The sequence below is a fragment of the Mesorhizobium sp. B1-1-8 genome, from assembly GCF_006442795.2.
In the GTDB taxonomy this organism is placed as follows: Bacteria; Pseudomonadota; Alphaproteobacteria; order Rhizobiales; family Rhizobiaceae; genus Mesorhizobium.
Genome location: NZ_CP083956.1, coordinates 1,389,161 through 1,402,927, shown reverse-complemented (window position 1 = coordinate 1,402,927; position 13,767 = coordinate 1,389,161). Strand labels below are relative to the sequence as shown.

13 protein-coding genes and 1 tRNA gene are annotated in these 13,767 nt (G+C 63.6%); 9 read left to right on the top strand and 5 right to left on the bottom strand.

The window, feature by feature from the left end; genetic code table 11:
- Window positions 1-10 precede the first annotated feature (10 nt).
- Window positions 11-1,555 carry a SpoVR family protein gene (locus tag FJ974_RS06930; RefSeq protein WP_140533845.1) on the top strand — a complete coding sequence of 515 codons (1,545 nt, stop codon included), beginning with the start codon at window positions 11-13 and terminating at the stop codon, window positions 1,553-1,555.
- Window positions 1,556-1,570: 15 nt separating this feature from the next.
- Here FJ974_RS06930 and FJ974_RS06925 read toward each other — a convergent pair whose 3' ends face one another.
- Genes FJ974_RS06925 through FJ974_RS06915 form a run of 3 tightly spaced genes read right to left on the bottom strand, consistent with a single transcriptional unit; the run spans window position 1,571 to window position 4,214 of the window.
- Window positions 1,571-2,464, bottom strand: a complete 894-nt coding sequence (locus FJ974_RS06925) for an HlyC/CorC family transporter (protein WP_140533846.1) — start codon at window positions 2,462-2,464, stop codon at window positions 1,571-1,573.
- Window positions 2,461-3,606: a 3-dehydroquinate synthase gene (gene aroB, locus FJ974_RS06920; RefSeq protein WP_140533847.1), complete on the bottom strand. Its 1,146-nt coding sequence runs from the start codon at window positions 3,604-3,606 to the stop codon at window positions 2,461-2,463. The genes FJ974_RS06925 and aroB overlap by 4 nt, the downstream gene beginning before the upstream one ends.
- Window positions 3,603-4,214 carry a shikimate kinase gene (locus FJ974_RS06915; protein ID WP_140533848.1) on the bottom strand — a complete coding sequence of 204 codons (612 nt, stop codon included), beginning with the start codon at window positions 4,212-4,214 and terminating at the stop codon, window positions 3,603-3,605. The genes aroB and FJ974_RS06915 overlap by 4 nt, the downstream gene beginning before the upstream one ends.
- A 195-nt stretch (window positions 4,215-4,409) precedes the next feature.
- Here FJ974_RS06915 and FJ974_RS06910 point away from each other — a divergent pair, with 195 nt between their 5' ends.
- From FJ974_RS06910 to FJ974_RS06890, 5 genes are all read left to right on the top strand, one after another.
- A complete protein-coding gene (locus tag FJ974_RS06910; protein WP_140533849.1) occupies window positions 4,410-4,562 on the top strand; it encodes a histidine kinase in 153 nt (50 codons plus the stop codon).
- Between the two features lie 10 nt (window positions 4,563-4,572).
- Window positions 4,573-5,487, top strand: coding sequence for a site-specific tyrosine recombinase XerD (locus FJ974_RS06905; RefSeq protein WP_226891508.1), 915 nt, complete (start codon window positions 4,573-4,575; stop codon window positions 5,485-5,487).
- Between the two features lie 100 nt (window positions 5,488-5,587).
- Window positions 5,588-6,538: an acetyl-CoA carboxylase carboxyltransferase subunit alpha gene (locus FJ974_RS06900; RefSeq protein WP_140533991.1), complete on the top strand. Its 951-nt coding sequence runs from the start codon at window positions 5,588-5,590 to the stop codon at window positions 6,536-6,538.
- 229 nt (window positions 6,539-6,767) lie between these two features.
- Entirely contained in the window at window positions 6,768-8,069 is a 1,302-nt protein-coding gene (locus FJ974_RS06895) for a L,D-transpeptidase family protein (protein ID WP_140533990.1), read from the top strand.
- A 113-nt stretch (window positions 8,070-8,182) separates the two neighbouring features.
- Window positions 8,183-8,422 carry a sulfurtransferase TusA family protein gene (locus FJ974_RS06890; RefSeq protein WP_140533989.1) on the top strand — a complete coding sequence of 80 codons (240 nt, stop codon included), beginning with the start codon at window positions 8,183-8,185 and terminating at the stop codon, window positions 8,420-8,422.
- Window positions 8,423-8,430: 8 nt separating this feature from the next.
- On the opposite strand, the gene FJ974_RS06885 is transcribed toward FJ974_RS06890, so the two are convergent.
- Window positions 8,431-9,528: a CobW family GTP-binding protein gene (locus FJ974_RS06885; RefSeq protein WP_140533988.1), complete on the bottom strand. Its 1,098-nt coding sequence runs from the start codon at window positions 9,526-9,528 to the stop codon at window positions 8,431-8,433.
- Window positions 9,529-9,630: 102 nt separating this feature from the next.
- A complete protein-coding gene (locus tag FJ974_RS06880) occupies window positions 9,631-10,809 on the bottom strand; it encodes a D-alanyl-D-alanine carboxypeptidase family protein (RefSeq protein WP_140533987.1) in 1,179 nt (392 codons plus the stop codon).
- A gap of 216 nt (window positions 10,810-11,025) precedes the next feature.
- On the opposite strand from FJ974_RS06880, the gene FJ974_RS06875 reads away from it, so the two are divergent.
- From FJ974_RS06875 to FJ974_RS06865, 3 genes are all read left to right on the top strand, one after another.
- Window positions 11,026-12,189 (top strand): M20 aminoacylase family protein, encoded by a 1,164-nt coding sequence (locus FJ974_RS06875; protein WP_140533986.1) that lies wholly within the window; start codon window positions 11,026-11,028, stop codon window positions 12,187-12,189.
- Window positions 12,190-12,277: 88 nt separating this feature from the next.
- Window positions 12,278-12,354: transfer RNA gene (locus FJ974_RS06870), tRNA-Arg, on the top strand.
- Window positions 12,355-12,773: 419 nt separating this feature from the next.
- Window positions 12,774-13,742, top strand: coding sequence for a helix-turn-helix domain-containing protein (locus FJ974_RS06865; RefSeq protein WP_140533985.1), 969 nt, complete (start codon window positions 12,774-12,776; stop codon window positions 13,740-13,742).
- The last annotated feature ends 25 nt before the right edge of the window (window positions 13,743-13,767 follow it).

The window sequence follows — 13,767 nt, the reverse complement described above, 5'->3', positions numbered from 1 at the left end:
GAATTGTGGGATGCCAAAGCAGGCTCCAACATCCGATTTGCTGTTTTCCGGTTCGGACTGGAATTTCCAGACGCTGTCGCGCGCCTACGAAGCCATCGAGGCGCTCGCGGTCGAAGAGCTTCACCTCGACATCTATCCGGTGCAGATGGAGGTCATCTCCTCGGAGCAGATGCTCGACGCCTATTCATCGGTCGGCATGCCGCTGATGTATCGGCATTGGTCGTTCGGCAAGCATTTTCTCTTCCAGGAACTGCTTTACCGCAAAGGCGGCCGCGGCCTTGCCTATGAGCTCGTCATCAACTCCAATCCCTGCATCGTCTACCTGATGGAGGAGAACACCATGGCCTTGCAGGCCCTGGTGACGGCCCACGCGGCCCTTGGCCACAACCATTTCTTCAAGAACAACCATCTGTTCCGGCAGTGGACGGATGCCGGCGCCATTTTAAGCTATCTGGATTTTGCCAAGAGCTACATCGCCCGCTGCGAGGAAAAGCATGGCCTGGCCGCCGTCGAGGCCGTTCTCGATGCGGCCCATGCGCTGATGGGACAGGGCGTGTTCAGATATCGCCACCCGCCGAAGCTGTCCTCTGAAATGCAGTGCGAAGAGCTGCGCGAGCGCCTGGAATATGAGGAGCGCTCCTACAACGATCTCTGGCGCACGCTGCCCCCGTCGAAAGACGGCGGCAAGCCCGCCGAGATCGCCGACGATGCCGCCGAGCGTAAGAAGTCGCTCAATCTTCCAGAGGAGAACCTGCTCTACTTCCTTGAAAAGAACAGCCTGGTGCTTCAGCCCTGGCAGCGCGAAATCCTGAGGATCGTTCGCGTCATCGCGCAATATTTCTATCCGCAGCGCCAGACCCAGGTCATGAACGAAGGCTGCGCCACCTTCGTGCACTACACGCTCATGAACATGCTTTTCGACCGGGGCCGGATCAGCGAAGGCGCCATGCTCGAAATCCTGCGCAACCATTCGAACGTGATCTTCCAGCCGGCCTTCGACGATCCGCGGTTTTCCGGCATCAATCCCTATGCCCTCGGTCTCGACATGATGCAGGACATCCAGCGCATCTCGACAAATCCCACCAGGGAAGACCGCGACTGGTTCCCGGACATTGCCGGCCGTGGCGACTGGCTGGAGACCTTGCTCGACGCCTGGGCCAATCACCGCGACGAATCCTTCATTCGCCAGTACCTGAGCCCGACCCTGATACGCAAATGGCGGCTGTTTGCCTTGGCTGACAGCGCGGACCTTCCCCATTACGAGGTCGCATCGATCCATAACGAGCGCGGCTACAGCAGGATACGGGCCGCGCTGGCCAACAACTATGACGTCGGGGCGAGCCAGCCCGACATTCAGGTGACGGATGTGGACCTGCTGGGCGACCGGCATTTGCGGCTGCAGCACAAGGTCAAGGACGGCATCGCGCTCGAGGATGACAGCCGCGACGCGACGCTGCGCCATATCCGCAGCCTCTGGGGTTATGACGTCAGCCTGGCGGCGGTCGACGCCGAAACGGGCGCAACGCTTGGCGAGCGCTCGACCAAGGACCTTTGACCGAAGCAGCCGCGCTCAGCCCTCGCCGGCGGGCCTGATCCTCAACCTCGAAATGCGGTTCTTGTCACGCTTCATCACCACGAAGCGCTTGCCGTGGAAGGTGAAGGCCTGCTTTTCCTCGGGGATCGACTGCGTCTCGTGGATGACCAGGCCGGCGATTGTCGTCGCCTCCTCGTCGGGCAGGTGCCAGTCGAGCGCGCGGTTCAGATCGCGGATCGGCACCGTGCCGTCGACGACGACCGAGCCGTCCGCCTCCTGCTTGACGCCTTGCATATCGACATCGTGCTCGTCGGCGATCTCGCCGACGATCTCCTCAATGATATCCTCCAGCGTCACCAGCCCTTCCACCTCGCCATATTCATCGACGACGATGGCGAAATGCGTCTTGCGGCGCAGAAAAGCGTTAAGCTGTTCCTGCAAGGTGGTCGTATCGGGCACGAACCATGGTTTCGAGGCGATTTTCATCACGTCGATCTGGGAAAAGTCGTTGCCGACGTCGTTGAGCGCCCTCAGCAAATCCTTGGCGTGCAGCACGCCGACAATGTTGTCGAGCGAGCCCTTCCACAAAGGCATCCGGGTATGGGGGCTCTGCAGAATCTCGCGCACCACCGCTTCCGGCGGATTGTCGGCATTGACGGAGCGCATGTTGGTGCGGTGAACCATGATGTCGGAGACTTCGAGCTCTTCGAGGTCGAACAGGCCGCCCAACTGGTTGCGATGCTCGCGTTCCGCCTGCGCCTCGCGGCGGGATGCGTCGGTGGGCTCACGCGCCTCCTCATCCGCTGGCCGCTGCGATTCGATGGGCTGCAGTGCGTAGCCGAAGGCGGCAAGCAGGCGTGTGCGGAAGAAGAGGGCCAGCAGCACGATGCCGGCCAGGACGGCAGCGACGATCCAGCCGGTATCGGTCATCCCGAATGGCTCGTCTTGAGCCAGTCGGGATGGCTCATCTTGAGGAAGGTCAGCACTTCCGAGGCCGGCACATCCTTGGCGATAAAGGACTGGCCGATACCGCGCGTCAGGATGAAGGTCAGCGCGCCGCGCGACACCTTCTTATCCTGGGTGATGAAGTCAAGCAGTGTTTCCGCGTCGGGCAATTCGCCGGGGATGTCGGCCATCCGCCACGGCAGGCCGACGGCGCGAAGATGCGCCTCGACGCGCGCGCCGTCGTCCGGGCTGGCCAGGTTGAGACGCGCCGAGAAGCGATGCGCCAGCGCCATGCCGATGGCGACGCCCTCGCCATGGATGAGGCGGGCGCCGTCATACTGCGTGGCGGCTTCGAGCGCGTGGCCGAAGGTGTGGCCGAGATTGAGCAGCGCGCGGTCGCCGGTCTCGAACTCGTCGCGGGCAACGACGTCGGCCTTCGCCCGGCAGGCTTGTGCGATCGCCTCTATGCGCGCCGGACCGCCGGCGAACACGTCGTGCCAATTCTCCTCCAGCCAGGCGAAGAAGGCCGGTCGGTCGATCAGCCCGTATTTGACCAGTTCGGCATAACCGGCGCGGAATTCGCGGATCGGCAGCGTGTCGAGCACGCCGGTATCGGCCAGGACCAGTTTCGGTTGGTGGAAGACGCCGACGAGGTTCTTGCCGCGCGCGCTGTTGATGCCGGTCTTGCCGCCGACGGAGGAATCGACCTGCGCCAGCAGCGAGGTCGGCACCTGCACGAAATTCATGCCGCGCCGCACGATGCCGGCGGCAAAACCGGCGAGGTCGCCGATGACGCCGCCGCCGAGCGCGATGATCGCGTCGCGGCGCTCCAGCCTGGCGGCGAGCACGCCATCGACCACCTCCTCGAGATGGGCAAAGCTCTTGGTCTTTTCGCCGGCCGGCAGCGTGATGACGGCCGCCTCGACGCCGCCCTTGCTCAGTCCCGCCTGCAGCGTTTCGAGATGCGCGACGGCGACATTTTCGTCGGTGACGATGGCCGCGCGCGTGCCGGGAAGGCGGCCAGCAATTTCCACTCCGGCGCCGGACAACAGGCCGGGTCCGATCAAGATGTCGTAGGCGCGTTCGCCGAGCCCGACCTCGACCTTCACCGGCGCGACATCGCTCACGGGTGCACCTCGTCGCTGGCAGTGATCGCGGCGACACCGAGATGCGCGCAAAGCGCCGCGATGACCTCGCCGGCAATGACCTCCTTGCGGTCGTCGCGGGTCGCGACCGTCATGTCGGCGGTGGCATAGATCGGGTGACGCTCCTCCATCAGCCGCTCCAGCACACCGCGCGGGTCGGGGTTTTTCAGCAGCGGACGGTTCTGCTTTTTGGCGACCCGCTCCATCAAGAGATCGAGATCGGCCTTCAGCCAGACCGATACGCCATGGCTGGCGATCGCCTCGCGCGTCTGCGGGTTCATGAAGGCGCCGCCGCCGGTCGACAGGACCTGCGGGCCGCTTTCCAGGAGGCGCAGGATCACCCGCTGCTCCAGTGCGCGGAATTCGGCCTCGCCATAACGTTCGAACAGTTCAGGCACGGTCATGCGCGAAACGCTCTCGATCTCCTGGTCGCTGTCGATGAAGGGCAGCGAAAGCATCGTCGCCACCTTGCGGCCGATCGCCGTCTTGCCCGCCCCCATCAGGCCGACAAAGACAACCGACCGGCTGCCGAGCTGCTCGAGCAGCGCGACACGGCCTTCGTCCGGCGGATTTGCTGGTAGCGCGTTCATGCGAAACCCTCTTTGCGCCGTATCGACATCAAAAGCCTGTTTGCGTCAAGCACGGCCCGGAAAGCCGCCCGTCGCGCGGTCGTCCACGCCTGAACCTCGGTCGAACAAAATCCTTCGTCCTTGAATTGCCCGGATTGGCGTCCCATAAGGGCACAGGGCTTGGAATCGCAGAACAAGAAAACGGGCAAGAATTGAATGCCGACATTGTTTCGGTTTGTCGTGACGCTGGCGGTTCTTGCAGGCATTGCCTACGGCACGATGTTCGCGCTGGCGATATTCGTGGAGCCGAAAAAGGCGGAAATGAGCGTCCGTATTCCGGCGGAAAAGCTCAATCCGAAGAAGAACTGATCCGACCTGAATGAACAGCGCGGCCCGCATCGAAGCCTTCCTGGAGATGATGAGCGCCGAGCGCGGTGCAGCCGAAAACACGCTTTCCTCCTACCGCCGCGATCTAGAGGACGCTTCGAACGCCATCGGCGGCGGGCTGGCGGCTGCCGGTGCGGCCGACATCCGCGCCTATCTCGACGACATCGCCGCGCGTGGCTTCGCGCCGGCCTCGCAGGCGCGCAAACTGTCGGCGATCCGGCAATTCTTCAAGTTCCTCTACGCCGAGGGCCTGCGCGGCGACGATCCGACCGGCACGCTGGACAGTCCCAGGAAGGGCCGGCCGCTGCCGAAGACGATGAGCGAGGCCGAGACCGGCCGGCTGCTCGACCGCGCCGCGCAGGAGGCGGGCGGTGGCGGACCGGACGGCGATGCGCTGGCGGCGCAACGGCTGCATGCGCTGGTCGAGGTGCTCTATGCCACGGGTTTGCGCGTTTCGGAGCTGGTAGGCCTGCCGGTGACGGTGGCGCTGCGCGACGACCGTTTCTTCATGGTGCGCGGCAAGGGAAACAAGGAGCGCATGGTGCCGCTGTCGGCCAAGGCGCGCGCCGCCATGCGCGCCTGGCTCGCCGCCAGGGCCGCGGTGCCCGCCTTTGCCGACAGCCCGTTCCTGTTTCCGGCCGCCTCCGACAGCGGCCACCTTTCCCGGCAGGTCTTTGCGCGCGACCTCAAGGGGCTCGCCGCCCGCGCCGGCATCGCCGCCGCCAAGATCTCGCCGCATGTGCTGCGCCATGCCTTTGCCAGCCATCTGCTGCAGAACGGCGCCGATCTCAGGGCAGTGCAGCAGTTGCTCGGCCATGCCGATATCTCGACCACGCAGATCTACACGCATGTGCTGGAGGAGCGGCTGGTGCGGCTCGTCAACGATCATCATCCGCTTGCCGACTAGGCCTCATATCGCTATGTGAGGGCGACGTTCCACCGCCCGGAGCCAGCATTTCTTAAGGTTCCGCCCGCCATTGCCTTCCGACGGATCGGTCCGCCCAAGCATGTACAATTACCTCGATTTCGAAAAGCCGGTGCAGGATCTGGAGCTCAAGATCCTGGAGCTGAAGAAGCTTGCCGAAACCGGCGAGGCGGTCGATGTCGCGGAAGAGATCAGTCGGCTGGAAAAGCGTTCGCGCGACGCGCTGCGCGACCTCTACAAGGCGCTGACGCCGTGGCAGAAGGTGCAGGTGGCGCGCCACCCGGACAGGCCGCACTGCGTCGACTACATCAAGGGCCTGTTCAGCGATTTCACCCCGCTCGCCGGCGACCGCAATTTCGGCGACGACCAGGCGATCGTCGGCGGGTTCGCCCGCTTCCGCGGCGAACCGGTGGCGGTGATCGGCCAGGAGAAGGGCGCGGACACGGCAAGCCGCATCAAGCACAATTTCGGCTCGGTGCGCCCCGAGGGCTACCGCAAGGCGGTGCGGCTGATGGAACTGGCCGACCGTTTCAACATCCCGCTGCTGACGCTGGTCGACACCGCCGGCGCCTATCCCGGCGTCGAGGCCGAGGAGCGCGGCCAGGCCGAGGCCATTGCGCGCTCGACCTCCGCCTGTCTGGCGCTCAAGGTGCCGTCGGTTTCGGTGGTCATCGGCGAAGGCGGCTCGGGTGGCGCTATCGCGATCGCCACCGCCAACCGCGTCTATATGCTGGAGCATGCCATCTATTCGGTGATCTCGCCGGAGGGCGCGGCGTCGATCCTGTGGCGCGACACCACGCGCTCGAAGGACGCGGCGGTCAACATGAAGATCACCGCCCAGGATCTTCTCGAGATGAAGATCATCGATGCCATCGTCCCCGAGCCGGTCGGCGGCGCCCAGCGCGCTCCCGAAACGGTGATCGCCGCCACCGGCGATCTCATCGCCAGGACGATGAAGGACTTTGCCGGCGCCAATACCGATTTCCGCGAGCAGCGCCGCGAGAAATACCTGGCGATGGGCCGCAGCCTCTAACACCACGCTGCGTTGCAAAGTGGCGGCCGGGCACGATTCCGCCACAAAAATGCCGCCGCATTCGGCTCAATCAGATAGCTGCAAGGGTTGGGAAAATGCCGCGAGGGGTTGGCCGAGGCTTGCGGTAAGGAATTTTCAAGGTTAACGGGCTTACCGTCCGTCGGTGTTCAGCGTACGGGCTCGGCCACGCCGAAGCCATTGGCCCGAAAGAAAAGACATAGCTGTATCGATGCTTGCCAAGCTTGCCCGCACCGGAATCCTGATCGCCGCGATAGGCGTCGCCGGCTGCAACGATTCGTCGATGAAGGATTTCGCGCCGGAGGCCAACAAGCCGCTGCCGGACAAGATCCTTGCCGACATGAAGGCGAAGGGCATGGTGCGCACCTCCTCGGTGATGGCGCGCATCTTCAAGGAAGAAGGTAAGCTTGAGATCTGGAAGGCGAAGACCAACGGCCGCTACGATCTCGTCGCCAGCTACGACATCTGCAAATGGTCGGGCAAGCTCGGGCCCAAATACACCGAGGGCGACCGTCAGGCGCCGGAAGGTTTCTACACGGTACGCCCGGCGCAGATGAACCCGCGCTCGCATTATCATTTGTCCTTCAACATCGGCTTCCCCAATGCCTATGACCGCGCCAACGGCCGCACGGGTCAGAACCTGATGGTGCATGGCGCCTGCTCGTCTTCCGGCTGCTATTCGATGACCGACGCGCAGATCGAGCAGATCTACGCCTTCGGCCGCGACGCCTTCCAGGGCGGCCAGACCGAATTCCAGATCCAGGCCTTCCCGTTCCGCATGACCGCCGCCAACATGGCGCGTTACCGCAACGATCCGAACTACGAATTCTGGAAGATGCTGAAGGTCGGCTACGACAATTTCGAGATCACCAAGGTGCCGCCCAAGGTCGACGTCTGCGAGAAGCGCTATGTCTTCAACCAGGTGGCGCCCGAGGGCACGACCTTCGATCCGACCGGCCCGTGCCCGGCAATGACGCAGCCGGATTCCCTGAAGACGGCCTATGCCGACTACGAGAAAAGCTATGATGCGGCCTTCAACGCGGCCATCAAGTCGAGCACGCCGGCGCCCAAGCCGACGATTGCCGGCATCAAGGAAGCCAGCCTCGTTTCCGACTGGTCGAAGCGGCGCGCCCGCGGTGAGCGGGTGCCGATCGATCCGCCGTCGCTCAATAACGACGGATCGGTGACCGAGACGGCGCGCATGGGTCGTATCGACTCCCCGCTCGGCCGCAAGATGGCGGCGCTCGACGCGGAGAAGGAAGCCAAGCGCAAGGCGGAAGAGCAGCGGGTTGCGGCGATCGAGGCAGCGAAAGCCGCCAAGCAAGCCGCCAAAGCCCAGGCGCTGGCCGAGAAGGAAGCCGCCAAGCAGGCTGCTCAGCAGCAGGTTGTCACGGCAGGCGTCGAAGCGGCGGCACCCGCTCAGCCGGCGCCGGAAGCACAGCAGGCGGCCGCTGCTGACGAAGGCACGGTGACGAAGCTGAAGAAGAAGCTGCTCGGCATGTTCGGCGGCTAGAGCATGATCCCGAAAAGTGGGAACCGGTTTTCGGAGAAAGATCATGCTCCAACAAAGAGTTAGACTGTGATGGCGATTCAACGAAACGCCATCACAGTCTAAGCGCTTCCACCGTGGCCAAGCGCACAATTGTCTACGATCTCAAGGGACTGAACTGCCCGTTGCCGGTGCTCAAAGCCCGCAAGCGGCTGGCTGCGATGCGCCCCGGCAGCCGGCTTTGGTTGGAGACCACCGACCCGCTGGCCGTGATCGATATTCCCGCCTTCTGCGCCGATGCCGGCCATCAGTTGATCGAGACGGCCGCTGTCTCCGGCGGCCACCGTTTCCTGGTCGAGCGCGGCGGGTTGGCCTGATAGCCTCTCTATAATCCGGAAATCGCCAGCGGATTGGCTTCCAGCGCCGCCCGGTCCGGCGTGTCGATCGACGGCCGGTTGGTGAAGGCGGCAAACAGCCGCTGGATATAATCGTCCGGCATGTCGAGGGTGATCAGCACCAGCCTGGTGCCGCGCTGGCCGTCCGGCCAGGCAGGCAGCCTTGCCGGCGGATGCAGCACCTTCTGCACGCCGTGGATGACCAGCGGCCGTGATGGGTCTTCCATGAGTTCGATGACGCCCTTCATGCGCAGCAGCTTGTCGCCATGCGTCGAGCGCAACAGGTCGAGGAACATCTCGATCGCCGAGAACGGCACCGGCCCATTATGGACGAGCGAATGCGCGCGCACACGCTCGTCGTGGCGGTGATCGTGATGATGATCGCCATGATCATGGTCGTGGTCATGATGGTGATGGTCATGCCCGGCTTCCTCGCCAAGCCAGCGCCGCACATCGGCGGTCTTGGTTTCGGGGTTGTAGAGGCCGCAATTGAACAGCGACGCCACCCCGGCATCGTTGACATCGAGAACCACCGCGCCCGGATTGATCTGCCTGAGCCGCGCCTGCAAGGCCTCGACATCGGCCGCGTCGGCAAGGTCGGTCTTGGTCAGCACAATGCGGTCGGCAACCGCCGCCTGCTTCACCGCCTCGACATGCGCGTCGAGCGTTGCCCCGCCGTTGACGGCGTCGACCAGCGTGATCACCCCGTCGAGCCGGAAGGCCTGCACCAGCGCCGGATGCGCCATGATCGACTGCAGCACCGGTGCGGGGTCCGCGAGGCCCGTCGTCTCGACGACGACCCTGGCAAGCTTGCCGATACGGCCGGTCTGCAGCCGGTCGACAAGATCGGCCAGGGTGTCGACAAGCTCGCCGCGCACCGTGCAGCACAGGCATCCGTCGGAAAGCTGGATGATTCCGTCGGAAGCCTGCTCGACCAGCAGATGGTCGATCGCCACCTCGCCGAACTCGTTGATGATGACCGCCGTGTCGGCCAGCGCCGGGTCTTTCAGCAGCCGGTTGAGCAGCGTGGTCTTGCCGGCGCCGAGAAAGCCGGTGAGCACCGAGACTGGAATGGGAAAGCCGCTCATCGAGCTAGAGCCTGTTCCATCCTGATATTATCAGGATGGGCTCTAGCTGTTTGCTTGAGCATGATCTTTTCCGAAAACCGGTTTCCACTTTTCGGGATCATGCTACTGGTTCGCCGCTTTGACCGGCTGGTCGCCCTGCATGGCGGCAGCGGCCGTTCCGGTCGCAGCCGGTGCGGCGCCGGCCGGCGCCGGCCTGTCGGGCCGCCAGATCGGCAGCGGCACATCGGCATAGTTTTGATCGGTCTGATCGGCGAAAGCCTTCGGCGCCGGCCCGGTGGCGCCGCCGAGCCCGACCGCCACCAGCGTCGCCACGTGGTCGAGCTTTTCCTGATAGGGAGATTTCGGCGCATTCTTGGCGGCAACGGCGGGGGGAGCTTCCGACTGCTCTTTCTTCGTCTTCTTCTTGCAGATCTCGTCATGCATATCGTTGGGCGACAGCGTGTCGCCATAGGGCTTGAGCGCCGCCAGCGTCGTCGAATTGTCGGCCGGCATGTCAAAACCTTCGTCGAGCAGCTTTGCCGCCGCCTCGGCGCGGCTGACCGCCGATTTCTCGCCGAGCACCACGGCCACCAGCGTGCGGCCGTTGCGCGTTGCCGAACCGACCATGTTGAATCCGGACGAGCACACGAAGCCTGTCTTCATGCCGTCAGCGCCGGGATAGCGGCCGATCAGAAGATTGTAGTTCGGGATCTCCTTCTTGCCGACGGCAAGTCCCTCGATCGAAAACCATGGCGCATATTGCGGGAAGTCGGTGCGAAGCGCCGCTACCAGCACCGCAAGGTCGCGCGCGGTCGTGTACTGGTCGGGCGAATAGAGGCCGTTCGGATTGACGTAATGCGTTCCGGTCATGCCGAGCCGGACAGCCTCGGCGTTCATCCGGTCGGCAAAAGCCGCCTGCGATCCGCCGATATTCTCGCCGACCGCCATGGCGATATCGTTGGCGGATTTGACCAGCATCATCTTCAGCGCGTTGTCGAGCCGCATCACCGAACCGGGCTTGAAGCCCATCTTGCTCGGTGGCTCGCCGGCCGAATGCTTGGTCACCTTGATCGGCGAATCAAGCGCCACCTCGCCGGCGGCAATCGCCCGGAAGGCCACATAGGCGGTCATCAGCTTGCTCAGCGAGGCCGGATACCAGCGCTTGAAGGCATCCTGGTGCTCCAGCACCTTACCGCTCTTGAGGTCGAACAGCATCACCGGATTGGCGCGCGCCGCACCGGCCAGCACCGGAAGTGCCAGCGCGCCCGCCAGCAACAGGTTGAAGAAATGCCTTTGCCGCATGATCTTTACCGAAATCGCCTCTTGCCGTGGTCGCCGCTGGCTCCGTAAGATTTCATACACCAACGCCAGCATAAATGCGGCCCGGCCCTCGACCCCGGATCGCATTCTTGCGGTGCTATTTATCCTATGTGACGCCAAAATGGCAAAATGCCAGACAATCACAATTGCTGAGCGGCGGATCTGAACCGCCTGCGCCAACAAAGAAATGGACCGATCATGCCAATCCTGAACCGCGCCGCGGAAATGCAAGAGGAAGTCGCCGGCTGGCGACGCCATCTGCATCAGACGCCGGAACTGAATTTCGATGTTTTCCAGACCGCCGCCTTCGTCACCGACAAGCTCGAGGCCTTCGGCTGCGACGAGGTGGTGACCGGGCTCGGCAGGACCGGCGTCGTCGGCATCATCCGCGGCCGCAAGGGCGATGGCCCGACCGTCGGGCTGCGCGCCGACATGGACGCGCTGCCGATCGGCGAGATCACCGGCAAGCCCTGGGCATCGACGGTGCCCGGCAAGATGCATGCCTGCGGCCATGACGGCCATACAGCGATGCTGCTCGGCGCCGCCAAATATCTCACCGAGACGCGCAATTTCGCCGGCACTGTGGCGGTGATCTTCCAGCCGGCCGAGGAAGGCGGCGGCGGCGGCAACGAGATGGTCAAGGACGGCATGATGGATCGCTTCGGCATCGCGAAAGTGTTCGGCATGCACAACATGCCCGGCCTTCCCGTCGGCCAGTTCGCCATCAAGCCCGGCCCGATCATGGCGGCCACCGCCGAATTCACCATCACCGTCAAGGGCCGCGGCGGCCATGCGGCGATGCCGCACGGCACGATCGACCCGATCGTCATCGCCAGCCAATTGGTCGGCGCGCTGCAGACGATCGCCTCGCGCACCACCGACCCGGTGGAGGCCGTGGTGGTGTCGGTGACGAAATTTCACGCCGGCGACGCCTATAACGTCATTCCCGAAAGCGCCGAGATCGCCGGCACGGTTCGCACGCTGAAGAAGGAAGTAGCCAAGAAATCGGAAGAGCGCATCCGCGCCATCTGCTCCGGCATCGCTGCCGCCTTCGGCGCGACAATCGAGGTCGACTACGACGCCAACTATCCGGTCACCTTCAACCATCCGGAAGAGACGGTCTTTGCCAGCGACATCGCGGCCGACATCGCCGGCGAAGCGCAAGTCCACCGCGCCATCCAGCCGGTGATGGGCGGCGAGGATTTTTCCTACATGCTCGAAGCCCGCCCCGGCGCCTTCATCTTCATCGGCAATGGCGACACCGCCGGTCTCCACCATCCGGCCTATGACTTCAACGACGAGGTCATCCCACACGGCATGAGCTACTGGGTGAAACTGGCCGAGACGGTGCTGGCGGCCTGATGCAGCGGCGAAGGGCGACGGCAATTCACGCCGGCGCCCTCGCACCCCTTGGCGAACCGGCCCGAAGCGGCTATGTGTCAGGCCGCGTGGTCCCGTAGCTCAGTAGGATAGAGCGGCAGATTCCTAATCTGTAGGTCACAGGTTCGATTCCTGTCGGGATCACCAAATTTCCAATGGCTTAGGTGAATCGCCGCCGTGCTATTTTTGCGGGATCAGTACGGCAAACGTTCTCCGTTGATCACGAAAGTCAATGCCGAACTCGGCATTGGTGACCGGAACGGATCATCGATGAGTGCGCGAAGGCGCGTAGCGTGTGCGGCAGAGCCGGCGATTTGATGGCCGGTTTGCGCAGGATCAATATCAATGGCTCCCCATCACCTGTAGACATACGGCGTTAGCCGCCGATGGCGTGCCCCGATGAATTTCCCCGAGCGGTCGCCGACCTGTCGGAGGGCAACTAGTTCCTTCGACGAATTGACAGGTCGGCGACCGACTTGGGAAACACCTTCACCGTGGCAGGGCATTTCCGAGAAGAAAGCTAGCCGAACACGCAAGGAGAAGTTTCGAAAAAGCGGGAGGACAGCATGAGCGGGCAGTCAGCCGGCCATCACGAAGACTGCGTTCAGGCGGCGATCAATACCGACGCGGCCGCGAAATCAGCACTGGTCGCCTCGTGGCATCGGTCATCGAATCTGCACCGGCTCGATCCGGCCGAGCGCAAATCGCCCAAGCGCCTGACGGAAGCAGAGTTCAGAAGAGCCAGACAGAGGATTGAGCCGTTGCAGATGGCGGCGCAGGCCAGCCTCGACCGGCTCTACCTTGCTGTGGGCGGAGTCGGCTGCTGCGTGCTTCTGGCCGACCGTGATGGGGTGCCGGTGGATCGCCGTGGCGCTGCCTCCGATGACGGGACCTTCGAGGACTGGGGACTGTGGACGGGCTCGGTCTGGAGCGAGGAGAGCGAAGGCACCAATGGCATCGGAACCTGTCTTGCCGAGCGGCGGGCGTTGACCATCCATCGCGATCAGCATTTCTACACGCGCAACACCTTGCTGAGTTGCACGACAGCGCCGATCTACGATCACGAAGGCAATCTGGCAGCGGCGCTCGACGTTTCGTCCTGTCGCGCTGATCTGACCGAGGCGTTTACAAACCTGATCTCGATCGCCGTCGCGGATGCCGCACGTCGGATCGAAGCGGAGAACTTTCGCCGGGTATTCCAGCGTGATCGTGTCCTCCTCCTTCCGGAAACACATAGCGGGCTCGGCGGATTGATTGCGATCGACTCCGACGATCTGGTGATCGGAGCGACGCGATCGGCACAAGTCGCATTGGGCATTTCACGGGAATCGCTGGCAAGAAGACTGCCCGCGATGGACGTGTTGTGCGGTGCCGAACACATGGAAGGAAGCCTTGACCGGGCTGAGCGCGCTGCCCTTCAGAGAGCCTTGGCTCGAACCTCGGGCAATATTTCGGCTGCCGCCGAGGCGCTTGGGATCAGCCGGGCAACACTGCATCGCAAATTGAAGCGCTTCGAATTGCGGCGCGCCCACTGAGTTTGCCAGCCTGAGTGTCTCAGTT